Annotated in this window: 24 protein-coding genes; 13 read left to right on the forward strand and 11 right to left on the reverse strand. The window is 66.0% G+C overall.

Translation table 11 applies throughout. The features are described from left to right. Positions 1–52: 52 nt before the first annotated feature. The 3 genes from kdgD to AXW83_RS03335 form a co-directional block, all read right to left on the reverse strand. A complete protein-coding gene (gene kdgD, locus AXW83_RS03325; protein WP_066619745.1) occupies positions 53–1,003 on the reverse strand; it encodes a 5-dehydro-4-deoxyglucarate dehydratase in 951 nt (316 codons plus the stop codon). A 96-nt stretch (positions 1,004–1,099) separates the two neighbouring features. Beyond that, positions 1,100–2,005, reverse strand: coding sequence for a LysR family transcriptional regulator (locus AXW83_RS03330; protein ID WP_066610609.1), 906 nt, complete (start codon positions 2,003–2,005; stop codon positions 1,100–1,102). Positions 2,006–2,055: 50 nt separating this feature from the next. Continuing rightward, on the reverse strand, positions 2,056–3,048 hold the full coding sequence (locus tag AXW83_RS03335; protein WP_066610611.1) for a Bug family tripartite tricarboxylate transporter substrate binding protein: 993 nt from the start codon (positions 3,046–3,048) through the stop codon (positions 2,056–2,058). Between the two features lie 235 nt (positions 3,049–3,283). Here AXW83_RS03335 and AXW83_RS03340 point away from each other — a divergent pair, with 235 nt between their 5' ends. Genes AXW83_RS03340 through AXW83_RS03350 form a run of 3 tightly spaced genes read left to right on the forward strand, consistent with a single transcriptional unit; the run spans position 3,284 to position 6,248 of the window. Continuing rightward, entirely contained in the window at positions 3,284–4,279 is a 996-nt protein-coding gene (locus tag AXW83_RS03340) for a Bug family tripartite tricarboxylate transporter substrate binding protein (protein WP_066610618.1), read from the forward strand. A gap of 4 nt (positions 4,280–4,283) precedes the next feature. Beyond that, positions 4,284–4,733 (forward strand): tripartite tricarboxylate transporter TctB family protein, encoded by a 450-nt coding sequence (locus AXW83_RS03345; protein ID WP_066610619.1) that lies wholly within the window; start codon positions 4,284–4,286, stop codon positions 4,731–4,733. Between the two features lie 15 nt (positions 4,734–4,748). Beyond that, entirely contained in the window at positions 4,749–6,248 is a 1,500-nt protein-coding gene (locus tag AXW83_RS03350; protein ID WP_066610620.1) for a tripartite tricarboxylate transporter permease, read from the forward strand. Between the two features lie 71 nt (positions 6,249–6,319). On the opposite strand, the gene AXW83_RS03355 is transcribed toward AXW83_RS03350, so the two are convergent. The 3 genes from AXW83_RS03355 to AXW83_RS03365 form a co-directional block, all read right to left on the reverse strand. Beyond that, on the reverse strand, positions 6,320–7,429 hold the full coding sequence (locus tag AXW83_RS03355; protein ID WP_066610621.1) for a glycoside hydrolase family 5 protein: 1,110 nt from the start codon (positions 7,427–7,429) through the stop codon (positions 6,320–6,322). A 58-nt stretch (positions 7,430–7,487) separates the two neighbouring features. Further along, on the reverse strand, positions 7,488–8,981 hold the full coding sequence (locus AXW83_RS03360) for a carboxypeptidase M32 (protein WP_066610626.1): 1,494 nt from the start codon (positions 8,979–8,981) through the stop codon (positions 7,488–7,490). A gap of 114 nt (positions 8,982–9,095) precedes the next feature. Further along, entirely contained in the window at positions 9,096–10,187 is a 1,092-nt protein-coding gene (locus AXW83_RS03365) for an NADH:flavin oxidoreductase/NADH oxidase (protein WP_066610628.1), read from the reverse strand. 288 nt (positions 10,188–10,475) lie between these two features. Between AXW83_RS03365 and AXW83_RS03375 the strand changes: the two genes are divergently transcribed. From AXW83_RS03375 to AXW83_RS03390, 4 genes are all read left to right on the forward strand, one after another. Further along, positions 10,476–10,973 (forward strand): MarR family winged helix-turn-helix transcriptional regulator, encoded by a 498-nt coding sequence (locus AXW83_RS03375; RefSeq protein ID WP_066610633.1) that lies wholly within the window; start codon positions 10,476–10,478, stop codon positions 10,971–10,973. Between the two features lie 3 nt (positions 10,974–10,976). After that, positions 10,977–12,188, forward strand: coding sequence for an efflux RND transporter periplasmic adaptor subunit (locus tag AXW83_RS03380; protein ID WP_066610635.1), 1,212 nt, complete (start codon positions 10,977–10,979; stop codon positions 12,186–12,188). After that, positions 12,185–15,310, forward strand: a complete 3,126-nt coding sequence (locus AXW83_RS03385) for an efflux RND transporter permease subunit (protein ID WP_066610637.1) — start codon at positions 12,185–12,187, stop codon at positions 15,308–15,310. Before AXW83_RS03380 ends, AXW83_RS03385 begins: the two co-directional genes overlap by 4 nt. A 324-nt stretch (positions 15,311–15,634) precedes the next feature. Continuing rightward, entirely contained in the window at positions 15,635–15,925 is a 291-nt protein-coding gene (locus AXW83_RS03390) for a DUF1330 domain-containing protein (RefSeq protein ID WP_066610639.1), read from the forward strand. A gap of 47 nt (positions 15,926–15,972) precedes the next feature. On the opposite strand, the gene AXW83_RS03395 is transcribed toward AXW83_RS03390, so the two are convergent. From AXW83_RS03395 to AXW83_RS03410, 4 genes are all read right to left on the reverse strand, one after another. Then, a complete protein-coding gene (locus tag AXW83_RS03395; RefSeq protein WP_066610641.1) occupies positions 15,973–17,247 on the reverse strand; it encodes an acyl-CoA dehydrogenase family protein in 1,275 nt (424 codons plus the stop codon). Positions 17,248–17,259: 12 nt separating this feature from the next. Then, complete coding sequence (locus AXW83_RS03400) at positions 17,260–18,303, reverse strand: phosphotransferase family protein (protein ID WP_066619748.1); 1,044 nt, start codon at positions 18,301–18,303, stop codon at positions 17,260–17,262. A 96-nt stretch (positions 18,304–18,399) separates the two neighbouring features. Continuing rightward, on the reverse strand, positions 18,400–19,581 hold the full coding sequence (locus AXW83_RS03405; RefSeq protein ID WP_156639762.1) for a methyl-accepting chemotaxis protein: 1,182 nt from the start codon (positions 19,579–19,581) through the stop codon (positions 18,400–18,402). Positions 19,582–19,864: 283 nt separating this feature from the next. Beyond that, positions 19,865–21,103 (reverse strand): aspartate kinase, encoded by a 1,239-nt coding sequence (locus AXW83_RS03410; protein WP_066610647.1) that lies wholly within the window; start codon positions 21,101–21,103, stop codon positions 19,865–19,867. 170 nt (positions 21,104–21,273) lie between these two features. Here AXW83_RS03410 and ubiG point away from each other — a divergent pair, with 170 nt between their 5' ends. Then, positions 21,274–22,029 (forward strand): bifunctional 2-polyprenyl-6-hydroxyphenol methylase/3-demethylubiquinol 3-O-methyltransferase UbiG, encoded by a 756-nt coding sequence (gene ubiG, locus AXW83_RS03415; RefSeq protein ID WP_066610648.1) that lies wholly within the window; start codon positions 21,274–21,276, stop codon positions 22,027–22,029. A 312-nt stretch (positions 22,030–22,341) separates the two neighbouring features. Here ubiG and AXW83_RS03420 read toward each other — a convergent pair whose 3' ends face one another. Then, on the reverse strand, positions 22,342–22,620 hold the full coding sequence (locus tag AXW83_RS03420; RefSeq protein ID WP_066610649.1) for a CopG family ribbon-helix-helix protein: 279 nt from the start codon (positions 22,618–22,620) through the stop codon (positions 22,342–22,344). Positions 22,621–22,827: 207 nt separating this feature from the next. On the opposite strand from AXW83_RS03420, the gene ccrA reads away from it, so the two are divergent. The 5 genes from ccrA to AXW83_RS03445 all read left to right on the forward strand — a co-directional run bounded on the left by ccrA (position 22,828) and on the right by AXW83_RS03445 (position 26,778). Next, the gene (gene ccrA, locus AXW83_RS03425) at positions 22,828–24,096 is read left to right on the forward strand and encodes a crotonyl-CoA carboxylase/reductase (RefSeq protein WP_236841806.1); all 1,269 of its coding nucleotides are present in this window, start codon (positions 22,828–22,830) and stop codon (positions 24,094–24,096) included. A gap of 125 nt (positions 24,097–24,221) precedes the next feature. After that, complete coding sequence (locus AXW83_RS03430; protein WP_066610656.1) at positions 24,222–24,476, forward strand: GlsB/YeaQ/YmgE family stress response membrane protein; 255 nt, start codon at positions 24,222–24,224, stop codon at positions 24,474–24,476. A 41-nt stretch (positions 24,477–24,517) separates the two neighbouring features. Next, positions 24,518–24,967 (forward strand): YidB family protein, encoded by a 450-nt coding sequence (locus AXW83_RS03435; RefSeq protein WP_066610657.1) that lies wholly within the window; start codon positions 24,518–24,520, stop codon positions 24,965–24,967. Positions 24,968–25,131: 164 nt separating this feature from the next. Then, on the forward strand, positions 25,132–25,791 hold the full coding sequence (locus AXW83_RS03440; RefSeq protein WP_066610659.1) for a glutathione S-transferase family protein: 660 nt from the start codon (positions 25,132–25,134) through the stop codon (positions 25,789–25,791). A gap of 102 nt (positions 25,792–25,893) precedes the next feature. After that, positions 25,894–26,778 (forward strand): DMT family transporter, encoded by an 885-nt coding sequence (locus tag AXW83_RS03445; RefSeq protein ID WP_066610662.1) that lies wholly within the window; start codon positions 25,894–25,896, stop codon positions 26,776–26,778. The last annotated feature ends 51 nt before the right edge of the window (positions 26,779–26,829 follow it).

Here is a 26,829-nt window from a genome sequence, read left to right on the forward strand (position 1 = left end):
GATGGCGCCGCACCGAGATCGTGCGACGCCACCCGAATTCCTGGAGCGCTGCTCAGGCGGCGGCCAGTTCGCGCGTCGCGAATTCGCCCTGATCGAGCCGGGCGACGAGGGCTGCGAGTTCCGCCGTCTCGCTCTCGCTGAGATCGGTCAGCGGGCTCCGCACCGGGCCGGAATCGCGCCCGATGACCTTCATGCCGGCCTTGATGATCGAAACGGCATAGCCGCGCTTGCGGTTGCGGATCGCGATCAGCGGCAGGATGAAATCGCGCAGGCCCGCCTGGACCATGTCGCGGTCGCGGCGGCGCACGGCGGCGTAGAACTTGGTCGAGAACTGCGGGACGAAATTGAACACGGCCGAGGAATAGGTGGTCACGCCCATTTCGAGATAGGGCAGGGCGAAGGTCTCCGCCGTCGGAAGGCCGCCGATATAGGTCAGCCGGTCGCCCATGCGCAGATGGATGCGCGTCATCAGCTCGATGTCGCCGATGCCGTCCTTGTAGCCGACGAGATTGGGATTGCGCTCGCAGAGCTTCGCCAGCGTCTCCTCGGTGATGATGGCGTTGTCGCGGTTGTAGACGATGACGCCGAGTTTGGTCGCCTTGCAGACCGCCTCGATATGGGCGGCGAGCCCCTCCTGCTCGGAGAAGACGAGATAGGGCGGCAGCAGCAGGATGCCGTCGGCGCCGGCCTGCTCGACCCCGGTCGCAAGCTCGGTCGCGATCTGGGTGCCGTAGCCGACGCCGGCAAGCACGGGCACGCGGCCTCGTGTCTCCGCCACCGCCGTCGCCACCACCTTCACCACCTCGGCGGGCGAGAGCGAGAAGAACTCGCCGGTGCCGCCGGCGGCAAACAGGCCCGCGACCTCGTAGCCGCAGAGCCAGTCGAGATTGGAGCGGTAGCGCCCCTCGTCGAAGGCATTGCCCGTCGTGAACGGGGTGACGGGGAACGACAGCAGACCGTTGCCGATATGCCGTGCCATTTCCTGCGGGGTCATCTTGCTCATGCTCGGCTCCTTGGCTGAATTCTCACGCAGGATTAGATCAAGAACGATGCCGAAGGAGACCAAACACTGTATCGGGTGATCCATTCATTGGATCGTTCAGGCCGTCTTCGTGAGGTCCTGCGCCAGGCCCCTCGCCAGCGCCGCGATGATCGGCAGGAGAGGATTGTCGTTGTCCTCGCGGCTGACGAAGAAGAGCTCCGCCGGCCTTTGCTTGGGGAGTTCGACGGGGCGCAGGGCGACGCCGCTGAAATGCAGGTTCGTCGCCGCCTGCGGAACGAGCGCGACGCCGACACCCGAATGGACCATCGCCAGGATCGAATGGATCTGGGCGAGATGCTGGACATAGTTTGGCACGAGGCCGGTGCGCGAGAACAGCTCGACCAGCAAATCGTGGAAATAGCGCGCTTCATAGGGCGCATACATGATGAAGGGCTCGGCTGCGAGATCCTCGATCGCGATCGTCTCGGAGCGCGCCAGCACGTGGCCGGCATTGACGGCCGCGATCAGCGGCTCGGCCGTGACGCGGAAGGCGCTTAAGCCCGTGCGCGGAATCGGCGGCCGCAGCAGGCCGATGTCGATCTCGCCCGAATCCAGCCTCTTGAGCTGGTCGCCGCTGACCATTTCCTTGAGCGAGACCTCGACGTCGGGCAGTTCACGGCGACAGGCGGCGACGAGGTCGGGTACGTAGGAATAGGCCGACGTCGCAGTGAAGCCGATATTGATCGATCCGGCCTTGCCGTTGGCGACGCGCTTGGCGAGCAGCGCCGCGCTCTCGGCGAGCTTCAGCAGGCGACGCGCCTCGGCGAGGAAGCTCTGGCCGGCGGGCGTCAGCTTCACCGTCCGGTTGCTGCGCTCCAGCAGCACGACGTCGAGCACGCGCTCGAGGATCTGGATCTGGCGGCTGAGCGGCGGCTGCGTCATGTTGAGGCGCACCGCCGCCCGGCCGAAATGCAGTTCCTCCGCGACGGCGACGAAGCAGCGCAGCTGGCTCAGCTCGAACATCCCCAGCCTTCCCTCACACCGCCTTGAGTCGGTTCGCCCGAGACAGCGGGTCAGTTCTGGATGCTGATCCCGGCCTTGTCGATGATGCTCTTGAACTTGGCGATCTCGGTTTCGGCTTTCGCCTTCGCCTCGGCGCCGGTCGACGGCGTCGTCGCCGCGCCCAGTTCCTCAAAGCGCGCGACCACGGACGGATCCTTCAGCACCACCTGTATCTCACTGATGAGCCTGTCGCAGATCTCCTTCGGCGTACCCTTGGGAGCAAGAAAGCCGTTCCAGGAGCTGATGTCGAAGCCCGGCAGCGTCTCGGCCAGCGTCGGAACCTCGGGCGCGATCTTGGCCCGTTCCAGCGAGGTGACCGCCAGCCCACGCAGTGTGCCGGCCTTGTAGTGGGGATAGGGCGAGGTGAAGTTGTCGAAGGAGACCTTGACGTTGCCCCCGATCAGATCCTGCACCAGCGCACCCGAGGAGCGATAGGTGACGTGCTGCATCTTCACGCCTGCGAGCTGCATGAACAGCTCCCCCGAGAGGTGAATGGACGTCCCGATCCCCGAGGAGCCAAAATTCTCCTTGCCCGGATTGGCCTTCAGATAGGCGATGAACTCGGCCACGTTCTGCGCCGGGATCGAGGGGTGGATGCAGAGAAAGTTCGGCTGCGACGAGGCCAGCGAGAGGAACTCGAAATCCTCGAACGGCTTGAAGGGCAGCTTCTCCTTGTAGAGATTGGGGTTGATGCCGTGCGTCGAAGGCGTCGTCATGCCGATCGTGTAGCCGTCGGGCGCGGCATGGGAGAGCGCCGCTACGCCTGTGTTGCCGCCGGCCCCGGCCCGGTTTTCGATGATGAAGGCCTTGCCCACCCGCTGGGTCAGCTTTTCACAGATGATCCGGCCGACGAGATCGGTGGTGCCGCCCGCCCCGAACGGAATGATGACCGTGACGGGCTTGGCCGGATAGGCCTGCCCGAAGCCGCTGCGCGAAACCAGCGGTGCGGCAAGCGCGCCGCCGGCAAGGCTGAGCGCCGTACGGCGCGTGATCGATCGGCTCATCGTTTCCCTCCCAGGATCAAGTCGCGGCTTTTGCCGTCTGACCGCAGAGTAGGCGGTAGCCCCCTGCGGGCAAGTCCCTAGGCGCTATCATGCAATCCAAAAAAGGTATCGATCCATTGCCAATCTAACTCAACGGCGCATCGTGCCTGACCTATCCTGAGCGGATAAGACAGCTTCCAAGACTGTCTGCGACCTCGGCCGACGCCGGTCCGCACCCCACAGGAGGAGACACATCATGAGCCCAACCCGATTCCCGTTCCGTCTTTCCACAGCCTCGTTGAAGGGGCTCGCTGCCGCGATGCTCGCGGGTGCAGCACTGGCCGCACAGCCCGCCATGGCCCAGAACTTCGAGCGTCCGGTCCGCCTCGTCGTGCCGTTCGCGCCGGGCGGCACCTCCGACATTCTCGCCCGCCTGATCGGCCCCAAGCTGTCGGCCGCGATCGGCCAGTCGGTCGTGATCGAGAACAAGCCGGGCGCCGCCGGTAATCTCGGCGCCGACGCCGTCGCCAAGGCACCGGCGGACGGCCACACCTTGCTGCTGATGGATGTCGGCTCGCTCGCGACTGCTCCAAGCCTGTTCTCGGACCTGACCTATGATCCCGAAAAGGATCTGGCGCCGGTCTCGATGGTGATGTTCGGCCCCTATGTGCTCGCCGTCCACGAATCCATCCCGGCCAAGACCGCGCAGGAACTGGTCGCCTACGCGAAGGCAAACCCCAACAAGCTCGCAGTCGCGAATTCCGGCGTCGGCGCGGCCAACCACATCACGGCCGTGCAGATGGCCAAGGAACTCGGCATCCAGTGGAAGAACGTGCCCTATAAGGGCGGCGCGGCGGCCTCGCGGGCAGTGGTTTCCGGCGAGAGCGGCGTCATCATCAACGGCTCCACCGCGACGCTGCCCTTCGTCTCCAACAAGCAGCTTATCGGCCTGGCCGTCACCGGTGAGGAGCGCGTCGCAGGGTTGCCGACCTTCAAGGAAGCGGGCCTACCCGGCGGCGACGCCGGTACCTGGCAGGGCGTCCTGACCCGCGCCGGCACGCCGCCTGCCATGATCGCGCGCCTCAATGCCGAGATTGGCAAGATCCTGGAGACGCCCGACATCAAGACGAAGATCGCCGAGCAGGGCGGCGTCGTCCGTACCGGTACGCCTGCCGAGTTCTCGACCTGGCTGAAGGACGCCACCACGCGCTGGGGCGGCATCATCAAGGAAGCCGGCATCAAGGGCAGCTGAGCCGATGACGCGTTCGCGATTCGACTGGCAGGATCTGCTCTTCGGCCTGTTTCTGGTGGCGGTGGCGGCGGGCGCGCTGTTTGCGACCCGCAACCTGAATGTCGGCAACGCCGCCGACATGGGCGCCGGCTACATGCCGCGGGTCGTCTCGCTCGGGTTGCTCGCCTTCGGCCTGTTCTTCTGCGCCCGTGGCGTCAGGCGGGCAGGCCCAGCGATCGAGGCCGTGCAGCTGCGCCCGCTGCTCGCGGTCCTGGGCGCGGTCGGCATCTTCGCGCTGACGGCGGAGCGGCTGGGGCTCGCCATCGCCTCCGTGGTCACGGTCGTCCTCGCCGGCTTCGCGACGCGCGAGGGCCGCCTGCGCGAGAGCTTGCCCTTCGCGCTGGCGCTTTCGGCGGCAGCGGTTCTTCTCTTCGTCAAGGTCCTGGCGCTGCCAGTGCCCGTCTGGCCGCGCTGAAGGCTGAGCCACACCATGGAACTCTTCGACAACCTGCTGATGGGGCTCTCGACCGCCCTCGAGCTCAACAATCTCGGCCTGTGCCTCCTCGGCGTGGTGATCGGAACCGCGATCGGCGTGCTGCCGGGCATCGGGCCGATCCCGACAGTGGCGCTGCTCCTGCCCTTCACCTTCGGATTGAACCCGGCCGGCGCCATGATCATGCTGTCCGGCATCTTCTATGGCGCCCAATATGGCGGCTCGACCACGGCAATCCTCGTCAACGTGCCCGGCGAGACCTCCTCGGTCGTGACCTGCATCGACGGCCACGAGATGGCCAAGCAGGGCAAGGCCGGCACGGCGCTGGCGATCGCCGCGATCGCCTCCTTCTTCGCCGGCACGGTGGCGACCATCGTCATCGCGGTGATGAGCGTGCCGCTCTCGGTGCTGGCGCTGAAATTCACCGCCGTCGAGTATTTCAGCCTGCTCGTGCTCGGCCTGATCGCCGCTGTCGTTCTGGCGCATGGCTCGGTTGCGAAATCGCTGGCGATGGTGCTGCTGGGCCTGCTGCTCGGCCTCGTCGGCATCGATGTGAGTTCGGGCGCCGCCCGCATGACCTTCGGTGTCGCGGAACTTTCCGATGGCCTCGATTTCGTACCCATCGCCATGGGCCTGTTCGGGCTCGGCGAGATCATCGCCAATCTCGAGCGGCCGGCCGAGCGGCGTGTGGTCAGCCAGTCGGTGCGCAGCCTGATCCCGAGCCGGGAGGATCTGCGCGCGGCCTTTCCGGCGATGGTCCGGGGCACGATGCTCGGATCTGTGCTCGGCGTGTTGCCGGGAGGCGGCGCGGCGCTTCCGCCCTTTTCGTCCTATGCGCTGGAGAAGAAGCTGGCGAAGGACCCCTCCCGCTTCGGCAAGGGCGCGATCGAGGGCGTGGCCGGTCCCGAAGCCGCCAACAATGCCGGCGCGCAGACGAGCTTCATCCCGCTTTTGACGCTCGGCATCCCGGCGAATGCGCTGATGGCGCTGATGATCGGTGCGCTGATGATGCAGGGCATCCAGCCCGGCCCGCAGATCATGACCGAACAGCCCAAGCTCGTCTGGGGCGTCATCGCCTCGATGTGGGTCGGCAACCTGATGCTGCTCGTGATCAACCTGCCGCTGATCGGGCTCTGGGTGGCGATGCTGAAGATCCCATATCGCCTGCTCTTCCCGGCAATCGTGCTGTTCTGCTGCATCGGCACCTACGGCATCGCCAACAGCCTGTTCAATGTCTGGCTGATGCTGGGCTGCGCCGCCATCGGCTACTTCTTCATCAAGATCGGCGTCGAGCCCGCGCCTCTGCTGCTCGGCCTCGTGCTGGGGCCGCAGCTGGAGGAGAACTTCCGCCGCGCCATGCTGCTGTCGGACGGCGATTTCTCGGTCTTCCTCGTGCGACCGATCAGCGCCGTCCTGCTCGGCGTGGTCGCCATCATGCTGCTGGCCATGCTATCGCCGACGATCCTGCGCAACCGGAAGGCAGCGCTCGCCGAATGAAGCTGTGCGACTGGCGTTCGGCCATGGTCAAGAGAGGCCAGAGCGCCGGGACCGGAGGGGGCGCCTCGGATTCAGCGTTCGGCGAGGCACGCCTTCAGCGTAGTCGGGTGATCCTTGATGCCGAAGTTCTTGTTCCATTCGTAGCAGGAATAGCCGACGCGATTGTCGGAGAGGACCGAGGTCAGGTCCTGCAGATAAGCCCCTCTGATCCGGTCATCGAGGTCGGCCGTCGTGCCGATTTCGCTGAAGTGGAGCGTGATCCTCTCGTCCTTCGCCCAGGCGAACAGGATGCCGAGTTCCCGTTCGAGCAGCTTGCGGTTCCAGCGGCCGAAATAGCGGGAGCCGGAGACCGGCAGCCATTGGCCGGCATAGCTGCCCGGCCAGGTCTTTCCCGGGCATGTGTTCGGCTGGCGCGGGTAGCTGCAATGCGTCAGCTGCAGCGGTGAATAGAGGTGGAGATCGAGGATGAGGCGCGCATCCCACCAGGGGTGCATCCTCGGCTTAAGATGCGACATGGACGCCGCGGGCGCCTGCCAGTTGTGCCCGGCGACGAAAATGACGCAGTCTGGGCAGGCTTGGCGCATCGCCGGGATCATCTGGTCCTGATGATCGTACCAGATCTGCGGATCGGTCTTGAAGATGGGCTCGTTGGCCGGCTGCAGGACGATCCAGTTGCGATCCAGCTCCTTGTTCGCGCGGCTCGCCAGTTCCGTCATCAGCTGAAGATGCCGTTGTCGAAGGCCCGGGTCGCGAAGGCCCCCCATGAAATCCTCGTTCCAGCTTCCGTCCGGGTTCTTCTGCCCCGTATTGTGCATGTCGATGATGGTGACGAGCTGGTTCTTCGTCGCCTCTGCCACGAAGGCCCTGAGGTCTGCCCAGCGGTCGGCGCGCAGCGTGCCGGATTGGCGATCCTCGATGATGTCCATGCTGATCGGCAGGCGGACATGCCCCGCTCCTGCCGCCCTGATCAAGGGTAGTTCCGCATCGAATTCGCGGGGCTTGTAGCTGTCGGTGTCGTACCAGCCGAAGACGAGATTGACGCCGCGCGCCAGCCCTTCGCTGATCGACGGCGGAAGCGGTTGCGGAGCTGCGGTCGCCGCAGCAAAAGGCGCCCAGCACATCGCCGCCAGCGCAATCAGCCAGAGCAGCACGGGCTGAGAAGGCTTCGGCGGGAGATGCATCGGATGATCCTCGGCAGGGGGGATGGCGGGCGATCAGCAAGGCTGGCGTATGGCTCGCTTACGCCTCGTCCACATACCGCCTTCGCAAATGCGCCTTGAACACGCCGGCGTCGAGCGGCCGTCCCGTGGCCTGCGTCAGCAGGGCGTCGGTCTCCAGCAGCGAGCCCTGGCCGTGGATATGGGTCCTGAGCCAGCCGACCAGAGGTGTAAAATCGCCGCGCCCGATCCCCGGCAGGATGTCGGGTTGCGCCCGGCAGGCGGCCTCGAAGATCTGCGCGGCGGTCATGGCGCCCAGCGTATAGGTCGGGAAGTAGCCCCAGCCGCCGCTCGGCCAATGGATGTCCTGCAGGCAGCCGAGCCGGTCGTCGGGCGGCGTCACGCCGAGCAGAGCGGTCATGCCGGCATTCCACGCAGAGGGCAGTTCGGAGAGCGGCATCTCGTCGGCGATCAGCGCCTTCTCGAGCCGGTAGCGCAGGATGACATGGGCCGGATAGGTCACCTCGTCGGCATCGACTCGGATGAAACCGGGCTGCACGCGGGTGTACTGGCGCAGCAGAGCCTCGTCGCTCCAGGCCGCGCCGCTGCCCCCGAAGGCTTCGCGCATCAGCGGCGCGGCATAGCCGATGAAGGCCGAACTCCGGCAGGCCTGCATCTCCACCAGCAGCGACTGGCTCTCATGCAGGCTCATTCCGCGCGCCTGGCCGACGGGCTGGTTCATATGGGCTTGGGGCCGGCCCTGCTCGTAGAGCGCGTGGCCGGTCTCGTGCAGCACGCCCATCAGAGCCTTGGTGAAGTCGGCTTCGTCGTAGCGCGTGGTGATGCGGACATCGTTGTCGGCCCCGCCGCAGAAGGGGTGGGTCGAGACGTCGAGCCGCCCGCGCTCGAAGTCATAGCCGAGCGCCGTCATCATCTTCAGCCCGAGCGCGCGTTGCTTCTCGACCGGGAAGGGGCCCTGCGGCTCGGGCGTCTTCGGCCGGCTTGCCTGCACCGCCAGAACCTCCTGCAGGAAGCCCGGCAGGAAATCGGCGAGATCGTCGAATAGCCCGTCGATCCGGGCCGAGCTCCCGCCCGGCTCGTAGTCGTTGAGCAGCGCGTCATAGGGGCTCAGGCCCAGCTTCTCGCCCTTGGCCCGGCCGATCTGGCGCTGCAGGTTCAGCACTTCGCTCAGCGACGGCAAAAGCCCGGCGAAGTCCGACGCCGCCCGCGCCTGCCGCCAGCGCATCTCGCAGGCCGAGATCGCCTTGGACGAGGCCTCGACGAGATCGGTCGGCAGGGCGGTCTCCACCGTCCAGACCCGCCGGATCTCACGCAGATTGGCCCGCTCCCAGTCGCCGAGCCCGTTATCGGCGTCGGCATCGGCGAGCCAGTCGCCGATGCGCCGCTCGACCATCATGCCGTGGCGCATCACCTCCAGCAGCGCCATGCTCTCGGCCCGCGTGCCGGCGGCCCCGGTCGGCATCATCGCGGCATTGTCCCAGCTCAGGATACCGATCGCGTTGGACAGGGCCGAGATGCGGCCGAAATGGGCGCTGAGTTGGGAATAGGCGGTCATGGCAGGCTCATCGTTGGTGGTGGCTGACATTGGGGCAGTCGGCAGTGGGCAGTAGCCAGTGGGCAGTAGTCCGACTGCCCATTGCCTACTGCCGACTGCCATCCTTCCAAGAGCTCAGCCGAACAGGGTTTTGTACTGACGCGGCTGCGAGCGCAGATACTGCGGCGGCGCCTTGACGGTCGCGCCGAGATGGGCCGCCGCATGCCAGGGCCAGCGCGGATCGTAGAGCATGCCCCGCGCTAGGGCGACGAAATCGGCATCGCCCGTGCCCACGATCGCCTCGGCCTGGTCGGCCTCGGTGATCAGCCCGACGGCGATCGTCGTCAGCCCGGTGGCCTGCTTCACCGCGCGCGCCATCGGCACCTGGTAGTTCGGGCCGACCGGAATGGTCTGCGCGGCCGAGAGACCCCCACCCGAGACATGGATGAAATCGCAGGACTGCGCTTTCAGGGCTGCGGCGAACTGCAACGTCTGAGCAAGATCCCAGCCGCTCTCGACCCAGTCCGTGCCCGAGACCCGGATGCCGACCGGCACGGAGGCGGGCACGACCGCCTTGACCGCTGCCATCACCGCGAGCGGGAAGCGCATCCGATTTTCCAGCGAGCCGCCATAGGCGTCCTCGCGCTTGTTGGCGAGGGGAGAGAGGAACTGGTGCAGCAGATAGCCATGCGCCGCATGGACCTCGATCGCGGCAAGGCCGAGCCTGACCGAGCGCTTCGCCGCCACGGCGAAGCTTTCGATCAGGCGGTCGATCTCGTCGCTCGTCAGGGCCTTGGGCGCCCGCGCATGGCCTTCGAAGGGTAGGGTCGACGGGCCGAAGGTCTGCCAGCCGCCCTTGTCGAGCGGAAGCTGGCCGCCGCCATGCCAGGGCTGTCCTACGGAAGCCTTACGCCCGGCATGGCCGAGCTGGATGCCGATCGGCATGTCGGAATAGCGTCGTACGGCCGTCAGCGTCGTCGCCAGGGCCGCTTCGGTCTCGTCCGACCACAGGCCGAGATCCTGCGGGCTGATGCGCCCCTCCGGCTCGACCGCCGTGGCCTCCAGGAACAGCAGAGCCGCGCCCGACAAAGCGAGTTGCCCGAGATGGATCGTGTGCCAGTCGGTGGCGCGGCCCTCGTCGGCCGAATACTGGCACATCGGCGCGATCACGATGCGGTTGGCGAGGGTGAGCCCGCCGAGCTGGAAGGGGCTGAAGAGCTGGCTCATGGGATGGCCTCGGTAGGGGAGCGGTTTTGGACAAGGAGTTCTTGCACGACAGTGTTGTGCGTTGCGGCAAGTTTAGTCCCTGCCACGACAACATGACCATCGCCATGCCCGCACAGCAAGAGAGCGGCAAACGCAGGCGCCGCCAGGGTCAAAAGCTGTCTGCGGGCATCGGGGCAACGGCTCGCGGCAACATTGCCGATTTGTAATTGTGCGACTGCGAAGTCGATCCCGAAATCGCCGCAATCGCCGCCGATATCGTAAGCAGGCTTATGATACGGAGGCATCCGGATGCGGCGCCCTTTGAAGCGCGAACTGATCTACCAACTGGTCGAGACCGCACGGCTCCTGCGGACCCATGTCGATAAGCGCGCACGCCGGCATGGCACGACGCGAGCGCAATGGGGCGTGCTGGCGCGTCTTCGGCGGCAGGAGGGCCTGAACCAGGCGGCTCTGGCGGAACAGCTCGATCTCCAGCCGATCTCGCTGGCGCGCCTGATCGACAGGCTGGAAGAGCAAGAATTCTTGCAGCGCAGCGCGGACCCTGCCGACAGGCGCGCCTATTTGCTGCATTTGACGCCGCAGGGTCGCGCGCTGGTCGATGACCTCGATGCGGTGCGCAGCGAGATCGCGGGCGAGGTGCTGGACGGGGTCGGGGAGGCGCAGATCGCCGCCTCCCTTGAGACGCTGGCTGCCGTCCGCGACCGCATCCGCCCGAAGGACGAAACCCCGGATATGCCGCAGGAGGCCGCCATGGCGCGGCGCGGCCCGACGAAACGGAGAGCATGAGCCATGAAGCGCTCGACTATCGTATTGATCGCCCTCGTCGCCGGTGCCGCGATCGCGGGCGGCGCCTGGTTCAAGGTCTCCCGCAGTGCCGTCGATCCCGGCGAAGGCGCCCGCACGGCGCGGGGGCGCGGCGGAGACGGCGCGCCGGTGGCGGTCGTGACGGCGCTGGCCGAGCAGGCCGACATGCCTGTGCGCAAACGCGCCATCGGCTTCGTCGAGACGCCGGCCAGCGTCGTGGTGAAATCACGCCTCGACAGCCAGATCCTGACGCAGGGCGTGGTCGACGGCCAGTTCGTCAAGGCGGGCGACCTGCTCTTCACGCTCGACGATCGCGACATCAAGGCGCAGATCGCCAAGGACGAGGCTGCGATCGCCCGGGACGAGGCGACCCATACTCGCACTCTGGCCGATCTGGCCCGCTACAGGCAGTTGCTGGAGCGCAATGCCGGGACGCAGCAGGCGGTCGACCAGGCGACCGCCGACGAGCGCACCGCGGCCGCCACCATCCTCTCCGACAAGGCGACGCTGGACGCCGACAAGCTCAAGCTGAGCTACAGCCGCATTTTGGCTCCGATCGACGGCCGGGTAGGTGCCGTGCAGGTCACGCCGGGCAATCTGATCGGCGCCAACAGCACCGGTACGGGCTTGCTCACCATCACCCAGATGAAGCCGCTGCGCGTCGCCTTCACGCTGCCCGAGCGCGACCTCTCCGTGCTGCAGAAGGCGCTCGCCTCCGGCCAGGCCGTTCCGGTTACGGCGAGCGTCCCCGATTCCGGCCGCCAGCCGGCCCAAGGCACGCTCAACTTCGTCGATTCCAGTGTCGACATGACGTCGGGCACCATCACCGCGAAGGCGTCCTTCGCCAATGACGACCTCGTGCTCTGGCCCGGCCAGTATGTCGATGTCGAGATCGCCGCCGAGACCCTGAAGGGCCCGACGATCGTGCCGACCGTCGCCGTGCAGACCGGCCAGAAGGGCCCCTATGTCTATGTCGCCAAGGCCGACAGGACGGTCGAACTGCGGCAGGTCAAGGTCGCGCTCGGCGATGGCGGCCGCACCGCACTGAGCGAGGGCGTCGCTCCTGGCGAGCGCGTCGTGATCGACGGCCAGATGCGGCTGAAGACCGGCACCCGCATCAGCGAGTATGGCAAGGACACCGATGCGAAACCGAAGACGGCGCCCGGGACTCCCGTCGCCGAGGGAGCCCGGTCATGAGCATCTCCGGTTTCTGCATCCGCCATCCCGTCGCGACGATCCTGATGTCGCTCTCGCTCGTGCTGGCCGGGCTCTTCGCCTATCGCTTCCTGCCGGTCGCAGCGCTCCCGCGGGCGGAATTCCCGGTGGTCAACGTCTCGGCGCAGCTTCCCGGTGCATCGCCCGATACCATGGCGACCTCGGTCGCGACGCCGCTGGTCAAGCAGTTCGCCACCATCGCCGGCATCGATTCGATCGCGACGACGAACTCGCAAGGCTCGACCTCGATCGCGATCCAGTTCGTGCTGAGCCGCAACATCGATGCAGCCGCAGCCGACGTGCAGGCGGCGATCGCCCGCGCCCAGAAGCAGCTCCCGCTCGAGATGACGACGCCGCCGAGCTATCGCAAAGTCAACCCCGCCGACGCCCCCATCGTCCTGCTGGCGCTCAAGAGCGACGTGGTCCCGCTCTCGCAGCTCGACGCCTTCGCCCAGCAGGTGATCTCGCCGGCGCTCTCGACGGTGGACGGCGTTGCCCAGGTGCTGATCTTCGGAAGCCAGAAATACGCCGTCCGCATCCAGATCGACCCGGTCGCGCTCGCCGCGCGCGGCATCGGCGTCGACGAATTGCAGGCCGCGATCACCGCGACCAACGCCAATACCCCCGTCGGCACGCTGCAGAACACCAGCCAGCAGCTCACCATCCAGGCCCGCACCCAGCTCGCCAATGCGGCCCAGTTCGCCAACGTCATCATCACCACCCGCAACGGCCGCCCGGTCCGGCTCGGCGACGTGGCGAAGGTCATCGATTCGGTCGAGAACGCGCTGACCTCCAGCGCCTATGACGGGATGCCCGCCGTCGTGCTCGCCGTGCAGCGCCAGCCCGATGCCAACACCGTCGAGGTCGTCGATCGCGTCAAGGCGATGCTGCCGGCCTTCTCCGAGCAGATGCCGGCGGCGGCCTCGCTCGCGTTGCTGAACGACCGCTCCAGCTCGATCCGCATGGCCGTCGACGACGTCCAGTTCACGCTGCTCTTGACGATCGTGCTCGTCGTCATGGTGATCTTCGTCTTCCTGCGCCGTCTCGCCGCGACCTTCATCCCGGCAGTGGCGGTGCCGATCTCGATCGTGGCCACGCTGGCCGCGATGTATGCCTTCGGCTTCTCGATCGACAACATCTCGCTGCTGGGCTTGACGCTCTCGGTCGGCCTCGTCGTCGACGACGCCATCGTCATGCTGGAGAACATCGTCCGCCACATGGAGGAGGACGGGCTCTCGGCTTATGACGCGGCATTGAAGGGCTCGTCCGAGATCGGCTTCACCATTATCTCGATCTCGCTCTCGCTGGTTGCCGTCTTCATCCCCGTCCTGCTGATGGGCGGCGTCATCGGCCGCATCTTCAACGAGTTCGCCGTGGTGGTGACGGTCGCGATCCTGGCCTCGGCCTTCGTTTCGCTGACGCTGACGCCGATGCTCTGCTCGCGGCTGCTGGGCGGCTATTCCAAGGAGCACAAGGAGAACGCCTTCGGCCGCATCCTGGAACGCGGCTTCGACGGCCTGCTGCACGGCTATGACAGAGCGCTGACGCTGAGCCTGCGCTTCAAGCCGGTGATGCTGCTCGCCTTCTTCGCCACGCTGGGCCTGAGCGTCTGGCTGCTCCAGAGCGCGCCCAAGGGCTTCTTCCCGCAGGAGGATATCGGCCAGCTCCAGGTTTCGACCGAGGCCAGGCAGGACATTTCCTTCCCGGCGATGAAGGAGCTGCAGGGCCAGGTCGCGGAGGTCTTCCGCAACTCGCCATTCGTCGCCCATGTCGCCTCGACCGTCGGCGGCAGCGCAGGCGCGGCCGGCGCGCTCAATGCCGGCCGGCTCTTCGTCGAACTGAAGCCCCAGAAGGAGCGCCCGCCGCTCCAGGCCGTGCTCGTCGGACTGCGTCGCGATCTCGCAGGGATCCCCGGCATCACCGCCTATATGACGCCCGTCCAGAACCTCAACATCGGCGCGCGCTCGTCGAAGAGCCAGTACCAGCTCGTCGTCCAGGGCCTCGACCAGGCGCTGATGAACGACTGGTCGGTCAGGCTCGCCGACGCCATGACCCGCGACCGCGCCACCTTCGCCGACGTCACGACCGACCTGCAGAACAGCGCCGCCGAGGCGACGCTGGTGGTCGATCGCGACAAGGCGAACCAGTTGAAGATCGGCTCCGATGTCCTTCGTTCGACGCTGTATTCCGGCTTCGGCGTCCGGCAGGTCTCGACCATCTACACCACTGGCGACAGCTATCAGGTCGTGGTCGAGTTCGATCCGAAAGGCGGTTGGTCGGCCGACCGGCTCGACCAGATCCGCATCCGCGCCGGCAACGGCACGCTGATCCCGCTGAGCTCCTTCGCCCATGTCGAGCGCACGGCGGGCCAGCTTACCGTCAACCAGCTTGGCCAGCTCCCGGCGGTGACGATCTCCTACAACCTGCCGGCGGGCGTCGCGCTCGGCGCCAGCGTCACGCGCATCGAGGCCCTGAAGGCCGAGATAAACCTGCCGAAATCCCTGTCCACGACGCTGGCCGGCACGGCCAAGACCTTCCAGGATTCGCTCGCCAATCAGGGCCTGCTGATCATGGGCGCGATCCTGACGATCTACATCGTGCTCGGCATCCTCTATGAGAGCTTCATCCACCCCCTGACCATCCTGACCGGGCTGCCCTCGGCCGCGATCGGCGCGCTGGGGGCGCTCAGGCTCTTTGATCTCGACCTCTCGGTCATCGCCATCATTGGCCTGCTCATGCTGATCGGCATCGTCAAGAAGAACGCGATCATGATGATCGACGTAGCCCTGGTGCTGAAGCGCGAGGGCAAGGAGCCCGAGGCGGCGATCCATCAGGCCTGCGTGATGCGGTTCCGGCCGATCCTGATGACGACGCTGGCGGCGCTGATGGGCACGCTGCCGATCGCGCTCGGAGCCGGCGCCAGCGCCGAACTGCGCCAGCCGCTCGGCATTGCGGTGGTTGGCGGGCTGATGATCTCGCAGGTGCTGACCCTGTTCATCACGCCCGTGCTGTTTCTCTATATGGACAGGCTGGAAAGGCTGTTTACGCGCAAGCAGGTGACCAGTGGTGCAGCGGTGGAGCCGCATCCCGCTCCGGCGGAATAGGCTGCCGTCATTCCGGGGCACGCCGCAGGCGTGAGCCCGGAACCCATAAGCACGGGTCTCGACGATCGAGCCTCAAACCGCCGGGCTCGTCCTGAACGACCTGTGCGTATGGGTTCCGGGCTCTTGGCTTCGCCAAGCCCCGGAATGACGATGGAGCATACCCCGCCACCGGCTTGCTATACGGCCGCAGCACGCCCTGCTCGCCAACTTTATCTCCATCTGCGCAACTTACCCGCGGCACCGCTGCGGCCGACTGGCCAGCCTACCGGTTGCTTGATATCTTCGCGGTATTGGACGGCACTGTTCCAACCGAGGAGATGGACGATGGCGAAGGCCTATTGGGTTGCAACATATCGCTCGGTCGACAACCCCGATGCATTGGCCGCCTATGCCAAGCTCAGCGGACCGGCCATCGTCGCCGGCGGCGGCCGGATCCTCGTGCGGGGAGTGCCGGCGCATGTCTATGAAGACGGGCTGATGCAGCGCACCGTCGTCATCGAGTTCGACAGCGTCGAGCAGGCGATGGCAGCGCATGACAGCGCGGCCTATAAGGAGGCTCTCGTCGCTTTGGCGGGGGGAGCCGAACGGGACATTCGGATCGTCGAGGCGGCCTGAGTTCGAGCTCTGGCAGGGGCCGGATCTGATACCCGCTTGGTCGCTGCCTACTCCACCGCCGGCTTGCTATACGGCCGCAGCACGCCCTGCTCGGCGAAGGTCGAGCGGTTGCTGCCCTGCCGCTTCTTGATCTCGGCGCGCGCCACGGTGCGCAGATGCACCTCGTCGGGGCCGTCGATGAAGCGCAACGCCCGTCCCCAGGAGTAGATGAAGGCGAGCGGCGTATCGTTGGACAGCCCGCCTGCGCCGAAGACCTGCATCGCGCGGTCGGCGATCTTGGTCTGCAGCCGCGTCGCCACCACCTTGATCGCCGAGACCTCGGTGCGCGCGGCCTTGTTGCCATGCCTGTCCATCATCCAGGCGGCGCGCAGGCAGAGCAGCCGCGCCTGGTCGATCTCCATGCGCCCCTCCGCGATCCAGTCCTGGATGTTGGCGTAGTCGGCGAGGTTGCGGCTGAAGGCCTGCCGCTCCAGCGCGCGCTCGACCATCAGTTCGAGCGCGACCTCGCATTGCCCGATCGAGCGCATGCAATGGTGGATGCGGCCCGGACCCAGCCGCGCCTGCGCCAGCGCGAAGCCAGCGCCTTCCTCACCCAGAATGTTGGCGGCCGGCACGCGGACCTGATCGAAATCGGTCTCGGTGTGCCCCTCCGGAGAAAAATGGTTCAGGAGCGGCAAATTGCGCATCACGGTGACGCCCGGCGCATCCATCGGCACCAGGATCATCGAATGACGCTTGTGAGGGTTGGCGTCGGCGGCGAGGTCGGACAGCCCCATCACGATGCAGAACTTGACGTTGGGATGCAGCGCCCCGGTCGTCCACCATTTGCGCCCGGTCACGACGTAATCGTCGCCGTCGCGGATGATCGTGGTCTGGAGATTGGTCGGGTCGGAGGAAGCGACGCCGGGCTCGGTGATGCCGACGCAGGAGCGGATCTCGCCGGCCAGAAGCGGAACGAGCCAGCGCTGCCGCTGCTCGGGCGTGGCGAACATGTGCAGGATTTCCATATTGCCGGTGTCGGGCGCGTTGCAGTTGAACACCTCCGACGACCAGTAGATTCGGCCCATGATCTCGGCGAGCGGGGCGTATTCGAGATTGCTCAGCCGCGTACCAGGCTCGTCGGGCTGCAATGCCGGCAGGAACAGATTCCATAGGCCGGCGGCCTTCGCCTCGGCCTTCAGTCCGTCGATCAGCGCCATCGGATAGCGCCCGGCCTCGACCTCGTGCTTCCAGGCCGCATCGGCCGGCTGGACATGAGCGTCCATGAAATCCTGGAGCTTGGCGCGCAGGTCTTCGACCTTGGCGGAATAGGCGAAATCCATGGTGGTCCTCGTTCAGTTCTGGTCGTCGATCACGGCCTGCGCCCGCAATGCGAAACTTTCCGCCATCGCACCGACCGCGACCGCATTCTCGGCTGCGGCATTGCCCGATCTGGCGCGCGCGGCGATGCCGTCGAGGATGACGGCGAAGCGAAACAGCGAGAAGGCGAGGTGGAAGCGCCCCGGCCCGCCGGCACGGCCTGCCGCGGCGCAATAGCGTTCGATGTACTCGGCCTGCGTCGGAATGCCGAGCGCCTCGGCGTCGAGGCCGACGATGCCTGAATACATCGCCGGCGTCGAATGCCAGGGCAGGCAGGAGAAGGCGGCGTCCGACAACGGATGGCCGAGCGTCGACAGCTCCCAGTCCAGCACGGCGACGATGCGCGGCGCAACCGGCGAAAACATCAGGTTGCCGAGGCGAAAGTCGCCATGGACGATCGTCGTCTCCGCACTCTCGTCGAGATTGTCGCTCAGCCAGTCGACGGCCCGGTCGATCGCGGGGATCTCGCGCGTCTTCGTCTCGCGCCACTGCCCGCCCCAGCGCCTGAGCTGGCGGGCGTAATAATTGCCGGGCTTGCCGAAATCCGAAAGGCCGGCGGCCTGCCAGTCGAAGCGATGCAGCGCAGCCAGCGTCTCCGCCATGGCGAAATACATCGCGCGGCGCTCATCGGGCGTCACGCCGGGCAGGCCGGTGTCGTGGAAGACCCGGCCGTCCAGCCGCTCCATCAGGTAGAACGGCGTCCCGACCACATCGTCCTGCTCATGCAGCAGCAGCACCGGCGGCACCGGCACGTCCGAACCGGCGAGCGCCTTGAGGATGCGGTACTCGCGCTCGACCGCATGGGCGGAGGGCAGCAGCGGTCCCGGCGGCTTTTTGCGCAGGACCAGCCGCGTTCCGGCGTCGGGGTAGGACAGGAAGAAGGTCGGATTGGACTGGCCGCCGCTGATCCGCTCCAGTGTGATCGCGCCGGCGGTCCGGCCGGGGAGGGCCGAACGCAGGAAGGCGTCGAGCCGCTCGGGATCGAATTCGGGAGCGGCTGAGGCGGCTTCGGCTGGCATGGCCGGCATCATCGTGAGGCCGGACGCGCGGGTCAACGCGACGTTCGGCCCATTTGGGCGTCCCATTCTGCAGCCGGAGTAAAAGCCCGCTCGACGCTACGCCGCCCGAAGGCTCGACAGGAACCGCGAGACGAGATCGCTGATCATGCCGGCAGAGGCCTCGACCTGAATCGCTGCGCTGTCGAGCTCGATGGTCATCTTGGTGACGTCGCTGATCGCGTGCCGGGCGGCCTTGGCGGAGAACAGCCCTTCCTGGGTCCGCGACGCGGCCTCCTGCGTGTTGGACGCCATCGCATTGGTCGTGTTCGACTGGATTTGCACCGTCGCCGCGATCGAGGCCGCCGATTCCTCCAGCCGTGCGATCGTCAGGGCGATCGAATTCACATGGGCGACGCAGGATTCGGTCGCCGACTGAACCTGGGCGATCTGGGTCGAGATCTCCGCGGTGGCGCTGGCGGTCTGGTGCGCCAGCGACTTGACCTCTCCCGCCACCACGGCAAAGCCCTTTCCCGCCTCGCCGGCGCGGGCGGCCTCGATCGTGGCGTTCAGCGCAAGCAGGTTTGTCTTCGTCGCAATCTGCTGGATCAGGGTGACGATCGAGCCGATCCGGCCTGTGGCTTCGGCCAGGACGGCGATCGAGGACGTGACTGCGCGTGTGTCGGTGACGGCCTGTCCGGTGATGGCGAAGCTTTGCTGCGCCTCGCTGCTGACATGGTCGAGGGCCCGCACCAGATTGTCCGTCGCTTCCACCGTGCTGCTGATCCGCTGCGTGCATTCGCGCGCCGCATCTTCCGCGGTCGTGGCTTCCCGACCGGCCTGGTCGCTGCGGTGCAGGCTGGTGGCGGCGTATTCGCGCAACGTCGTCGCCGCCGCCTGCAGGCTGGTCGACAATTCCGCGATGTTGCTCTGGAAGGACGAAGCCGCGACATGGAGTTCTTTTTCGCGATGCGTCAGGCCGATCCGGCTCGCGCGCTGATAGCAGGACGTCGCCGCGATCGCATCGCACAGGATCAGCCGCATCAGGGCGGCGGCGTCTTCGACGGCTTTCCTGCCGTTGAAGCGCCGGCGCCGCCCGATCTCGGTGAACAGGGGATCGACGAGCCGCAGTGCCGTTCCCAGCCGCGTCCGGATGCCCATCGCATCGCCGAATTCGGTCTGAGCCGCGTCGGTGAGTTCGGACAGGTAATCCGCGTCGAACCGGGCCTCGAACAAGGTGCGGAAATGCTGGCCTTCCGCGGCGACGACTTCAGGCCTGTGCTGTTCGACATGAGGTTTCATGTCGGCCACCGAGCGCTCGAGATGATCGCAATAATCATGGCACGCCGCGGCGGCGTGCGTTGACACGATCGGCAAAAGTGACCGCGCGACGGCACGCGACTGCGCATCGACATGCGATGCGTTCAGGAGCCGCTCGATCGCGTCGCGCGTAATGGCGACCGGCTTAGCGTCCGATGAATCTGTCTTCGGATAGGTGACCAAGGCTGCCGCGATCTGTGGGTTTGCGCTGCAGCAAAGGTCCCATGAATATGTTAACGAAAATCAGTGGAGGAATGCGCGTTTTTTAGGCCGCATCCAGCCCATACAGCGAATGCAGCGTCCGCACAGCGAGTTCGGTATAGGCTGCGTCGATCAGCACCGAGAACTTGATTTCCGAGGTGGTGATTGCGCGAATGTTGATGCCCTTCTCGGCCAGCGCCCGGAAGGCGAGCGCCGCGACGCCGGCATGGCTCCTCATGCCCACCCCGATCGCCGAGACCTTGACCACGTCGGTCGCGCCCTGCAGCGCCTGATAGGCGATCTCGGCGTGCCGGCTCTCGAGCAGGCTCTTGGCCCGCTCGTAATCGGCGGTGGGCACGGTGAAGGTGATGTCGGTTGTCGCCTGGTCGTCGGAGACGACCTGGATGATCATGTCGACATTGATGTTGGCATCGGCGAGCGGGCCGAAGATGGTCGCAGCCACTCCCGGCTTGTCGGCGACGCGCCGGAGGGTGATCTGGGCTTCGTCGCGCGAGAACGCGATGCCGGTAACGATCTGCTGTTCCACGATGTCGTCCTCGTCGCAGATGAGGGTGCCGGATTGGGGATTGTCTGGGTCGTCGAAGGAGGAGCGTACATAGGTCGGCACGCGCTGGGTCATCGCGATCTCGACCGAGCGCACCTGCAGCACCTTGGAGCCGAGCGAGGCCATCTCCAGCATCTCCTCGAAGGAGACGCGGTCCATGCGGCGGGCCTTCTGCACCACGCGTGGATCGGTGGTGTAGACGCCGTCCACATCGGTGTAGATGTCGCAGCGGTCGGCCTTGAGCCCGGCCGCCAGCGCGACCGCGCTGGTATCCGAGCCGCCGCGCCCGAGCGTGACGATGCGGCCGCTTGCCTTGTGGATGCCCTGGAAGCCGGAGCAGACGGCGATCTCGCGGTTCTTCGCGAAGCCGGCGAGAATGGCCGTGCCGTCGACGCCCTCGATCCGCGACGAGCCATGCGCGTCCGAACCGTAGAGCGGAATCTGCCAGCCCTGCCATGAGCGGGCCGGCAGGCCAAGTTCCTGCAGCGCGATCGCCATCAGCCCCGACGTGACCTGCTCGCCCGAGGCGACGACGACATCGTATTCGGCCCGGTCGTAGAGCGGCGACGCCTCCTTGCACCAGGCGACGAGTTCGTTGGTCTTGCCCGACATCGCAGAGACCACGACCGCGACCTCGTTGCCGGCATCGAACTCGCGTTTGACATGGCGGGCGGCGTTCCGGATGCGCTCGACTGTCGCGACGGAGGTTCCGCCGAATTTCATCACCAGACGGGCCATGGCGGTCCAGAGGCTCTCGTAAATCGATTGTCCCGCGGTCCGGGACGAAGGGTCGCCCTCGCGCCTGGCGCGGGGCCGGTGTAGATGACGGGCAGAGGCCGGACTGTCAATGCGACGCCAGGCCTGCCGGCGATCGAGAAGCCTGCCGGCTATCGAGAAGGAACCATGCCATGGCGGCAACGGCCCAGCGCGAAGGCTCCACCATCGACCCCGCCGAGGTCGCGCGCTTCGATGCCATCGCAAAAACCTGGTGGGACCCGAAGGGACCCATGGCGGTGCTGCACAAGTTCAATCCGGTACGCCTCGGCTTCATCCGCGACCTCGCCTGCGACCGCTTCGGGCGCGATCCTCGATCGCTGCGGTCGCTGGACGGGCTGACATTGGTCGACATCGGCTGCGGCGGCGGCGTGCTGTCGGAACCGCTGGCACGGCTGGGCGCGCAGGTGACGGGACTGGATCCCGCCCCGACCAATATCGCGGTCGCCGCCGCCCATGCCGAAAAAAGCGGTCTCGCGATCGACTATCGCGAGGAGACGATCGAGGCGCTGGTCGCCGAGGGCAAGACCTTCGACATCGTGCTGGCCATGGAGGTCGTCGAGCATGTCGCCGATGTCGAAGCCTTCGTCGCGGCCTGCTGCGCAGCGGTCAAGCCGGGCGGAGTGCTCGTCATGGCGACGTTGAACCGGACGCTGAAATCCTATGCGCTTGCCATCGTCGGCGCCGAATACGTCCTGCGCTGGCTGCCGCGCGGCACGCATGACTGGAACAAATTCGTGACGCCGGATGAACTTGGACAGGCGATCGAAGCGAATGGACTGGATCTCGGCGAGAGCACCGGCGTGGTCTACAACCCCCTGACAGACCGCTGGTCGACCGCCCGCGACACGGACGTCAACTACATGCTGGCGGCGAGCCGGCGGGGCTGAAGTCGGACAATTTTCGCGGGAAATCCCCGTTGTCATTCCGGGGCTTCGCGTAGCGAAGAGCCCGGAACCCATACGCACTCGGCGCTTCTAGAAAAGCGACCAATGTAGATGCCGTTGTCGGCATCACCGGTGTTTATGGGTGCCGGGCTCGACCCTGCAGGTCGCCCCGGAATGACGCTGGCGGTTCTTGAGTCAACTCCATACGCGCGGGCACCAGGGATCCACCGCCGCCGGATCCTCCAAGAGCCTCAAAGCCTTGCCTCGTTTCGCTCCATGGCGCGCGATGCTGTCGACTTGGGCATACCGTGCAATTCACGTCTGCCCCATGAGACTATCGCGTCGCTTGGCGAACTCGGCTTCGACCTCTTCATTCGATCGACCGCGGCCCGCTTGCATGGAGGCGCGCGCGATCTCGACCTTGCGGCGCAGGAACGCGTCATAGTCCCGCGCCTCGCGCTGACGCTCGATGAATTCGCGCATGAGTTCCCGCACCACCTGCGAGGCCGGGCGATGGCTGGCTTCGGCTTCGGCCATGAAGGCGTCGCGCAGCTCCGGTTCCAGCTTCATCGTGAAGACGGCTTCCTTGGACATGTTCGGGAACTCTCATGGTTCAAATGCTGAGGAAGTATATACGTTATCATGACGAACACAATCTGGCATTCCGCCCCGGTTGTTGCGTTGCAGTATGGTCCAAAGGGGGATGGCGCAGCGCAGCATTGCATTGCATCATCATGCCCGTAGTCGAGGCATCTCCGAGCGTGCAGGATAAGCCGCCGGCCATAGAAACGGGAGACGATGATGTCGAAGCCGCAGACGCAGCCGCCGCTCAAGGACCTCTACGAACTGACCGAACTGCCCCCGCTGGGCCATGTCCCGGCCAACATGTACGCCTGGGCGATCCGGCGCGACCGCCACGGTCCGCCGCTCGACAGCTTTCAGGTCGAGGTCGTGCCGACCTGGACGATCGGCGAAGAGGAAGTGCTGCTCCTCGTGATGGCCGGCGGCGTCAACTACAACGGCATCTGGGCGGGGCTGGGCCAGCCGATCTCGCCCTTCGACGTCCACAAGGGCACGCTGCACATCGCCGGCTCGGACTGCTCCGGCATCGTCTGGGCGGTCGGCTCCAAGGTGAAGCGCTGGAAGGTCGGCGACGAGGTCATCGTCCATTGCAACCAGGACGATGGCGACGACGAGGAGTGCAATGGCGGCGATCCGATGTTCTCGTCCAGCCAGCGCATCTGGGGCTATGAGACGCCCGATGGCTCCTTCGCCCAGTTCTGCCGGGTCCAGTCGCGCCAGCTGATGCTGAAGCCGAAGCACCTCGCCTGGGAGGAGGCCGCCTGCTACACGCTGACTCTGGCGACCGCCTACCGCATGTTGTTCGGCCACGCCCCTCACACGATCAAGCCCGGCGACAACGTCCTGATCTGGGGCGCCTCGGGCGGTCTCGGCGTCTTCGGCGTCCAGCTCTGCGCGGCGTCCGGCGCCAACGCGATCGGCGTGATCTCGGATGAGACCAAGCGCGATTACGTGCTGGGGCTCGGCGCCAAGGGCGTGATCAACCGCAAGGATTTCAACTGCTGGGGCCAGATGCCCAAGGTCAACTCCCCTGAATACAACGACTGGACCAAGGAGGCCCGCAAGTTCGGCAAGGCGATCTGGGACATCACCGGCAAGAAGGACGTCGACATCGTCTTCGAGCATCCCGGCGAAGCGACCTTCCCGGTCTCATGCCTCGTCGCCAAGCGCGGCGGCATGATCGTCTTCTGCGCCGGCACCTCGGGCTTCAACATCACCTTCGACGCCCGCTATGTCTGGATGCGGCAGAAGCGCGTCCAGGGCTCGCATTTCGCCCATCTTAAGCAGGCGAGCGCCGCCAACCAGTTCGTCATCGATCGCCGTATCGACCCCTGCATGTCCGAGGTCTTCCCCTGGGACAAGATCCCGCTCGCCCATCAGAAGATGTGGAAGAACGAGCATGCGCCCGGCAACATGGCCGTGCTGGTGACCGCCCCGCGTACCGGACTGCGCACTTACGAGGATGTGGCGGAGGCCCTCGCCGTCTGATCGCGCAGCGCCAGCCTGTCGAATTGCGGAACTTTCGCGGCCCGTCTTCGTTCGGATTTTGCTCCCTGCACGATGCAGGGAGGCCGCCGGCTTTCGGACGGCTTTTGAATTGGAGGGGGACGACCATGGGCATCATCTGGACGATCGTGATTGGATTTCTGGCCGGCGTGGTCGCAAAGTTCATTTCGCCCGGGTCTAACGAGCCCTCCGGGTTCATTCTGACGACCATCCTCGGCATCGTCGGGGCGGTGGTCGCGACTTATCTCGGTCAGGCGCTGGGCTGGTACACGCCCGGACAGGGCGCCGGGTTCATTGGCGCGGTTATCGGCGCCATCGTCGTTCTGGTCGTCTGGTCGATGCTCAGCCGCAGAAGCACCTGATCGCCCGCAATTCAAATGATCCGTAATCCTGGAGGTTTTCGATGAGCAACAACGGATTTCCGTCGATGACGGCACTGCTCGGTCTGCTTGCCGTCGCGGGATACCAAAATCGCGACAAGTTGGCGGAATGGTTCGGCAACGCGCAGTCCGGCCAGGTGCCGGCTGGTGCGCCGCCCGGCCTCGACAAGGTAGTAGGCAACGGCCCCGCGATCGGAGCAGGCGGCATCGGCGGCATGCTCGGTGGCGGACTGCAGGAATTGATCGAACGCTTCCGCCAGGGCGGGCGTGGTGAGACCGCCGATTCATGGGTCAAGGCCGGGCCCAACCAGCCGATCGAAGCGCCCGACCTCGAACAGGCCCTCGGCCCCGACGTCCTTGCCGACCTGGAGCAGCGGACAGGCCTTTCGCGAGACGAACTGTTGACGCGATTGTCCAGGGATCTCCCTGATGCGGTCGATCGCTATACTCCGGACGGGCGTGTCGCGGCCTGAGCGGCATTGCCACTAAAGCAACATCCGATCGCCGCCGCGGCTCTGCCCGCGGTGGCGATTTCGTTGCGGTCAGCCCTGCACAACGAGGACGTTTCCAAGCGGGCTTGCATTCACGATGCGAAACACTTAATCGAACGGTAAAGTAACAGCCGTTCGAGACCGTCATGCTCCCCGTGCTCTACGCTCACCCGTTCTCGTCCTACTGCCAGAAAGTGCTCGTCGCGCTGTATGAGAACGCGACACCGTTCACCTACCGCACGCTGGACTTCGAAGACCCCGCGGCAGGCAGGGAACTCGAAGCGCTCTGGCCTCTCAAGCGCTTTCCGGTGCTGGTCGACAACGGCGAGACCGTGCTCGAATCCAGCGTGATCATCGAGCATCTCGAGCTGCGCCATCCCGGACCCGTCAGACTGCTTCCAGGTGACCCCAAGGCAGCGCTGGCCATCCGCACGATGGATCGCTTCTTCGATAATTACGTCATGACGCCGATGCAGAAGATCGTCTTCGACCATATTCGGCAGCCGCAGGATCGCGACCCGCAAGGCGTGGCCGAGGCGCGCGCGATGCTCGATTCTGCCTATCGCTGGCTCGATGGCGAGATCGCATCCCGGCAATGGGCGTGCGGCGAGGCCTTTTCGCTGGCCGATTGCGCGGCTGCGCCTTCGCTGTTCTATGCAGACTGGGTGCACGAGATCGACAAGGCCTATCCGCATACGCGCGCCTATAGGGCCCGCCTGCTTGCGCGGCCGTCCTTTGCGCGTGCCGTGGACGAGGGGCGACCCTATCGCTCGTTCTTTCCGCCAGGAGCGCCCGACCGCGACTGAGCGGCCCCCAGAGCCGTCCATCCTGCGTGACATGGCGGGCGGGCGTTGGCGCCCTGTCGGACGGCGCGGCACAGATGTAGAAGATCGCCGCAAAGGCGAACAATGCTGACATCTCCGCTCTTCCTGCGCGCCGTCCCGCTGATCTTCACCTTTCTCTGGTCTTCGGGCTGGGTGGTGGCGGGCTATTCGGCGCTCTATGCCGATCCGTTGACGTTCCTCGTCGTCCGTTATGGCTGTGCCGCCGTGCTCATCGCGGCGCTCGCTATTGTCATAGGCGCGCCCTGGCCGAAGGGCAGACGAGCCCTGCTCGATTGCGTGGTGACCGGCCTGCTGCTGCACGCGGCCTATCTCGGCGGCGTCTGGTGGGCGGTCAGGCATGGGTTGCCCGCCGGCATCTCCGGCCTGATCGCAGGCCTGCAGCCAATCCTGACGGCCCTGCTCGCGCCCCTGCTCGTCGGCGAACTGATTTCCCGCATCCGCTGGCTCGGCATCCTGTGCGGCTTCGTGGGGATCGCGCTGGTACTGGAGCCCAAGATCGCCGGTGTCGAGCCGGCCGCGCTGTGGGCGGTGCTGATCCCCGTCGTGATCAACGTCGGAGGCATGTTCGCCGTGACCTTGGGCTCCTTCTACCAGAAAGCCCGCATCGTTACCGGCGACCTGCGCACCGTCACCGCCGTCCAGTACATCGTCGCGTTTCTGGTGACCTTGCCCTTCGCCTGGGCGCTGGAGCCGATGCGTATCGAGTGGAACCTGACCATGGTTCTCGTGCTGGCCTGGTCGGTGCTCGCGCTGTCGTTGGGCGGCATCGGGCTCTATTTGATGATGATACGGCGCGGGGCCGTCTCGCGCGTCTCGACCTTCCTTTATCTCGTCCCGGCTTTGGTCGCGGTCGAGGCCTGGATCCTCTTCGGCGAGGCGCTGACGGCGATCCAGATCGCCGGCATGGCGGTGACGATCCTCGGGGTGGTGCTGGCGAGCCGGAAGTAGGCCTCACCCGAAAGACGGCTTTTCGTCCCTTCGCTGTTCGGCCTATGCTGC

Source organism: Bosea sp. PAMC 26642 (assembly GCF_001562255.1).
In the GTDB taxonomy this organism is placed as follows: Bacteria; Pseudomonadota; Alphaproteobacteria; order Rhizobiales; family Beijerinckiaceae; genus Allobosea.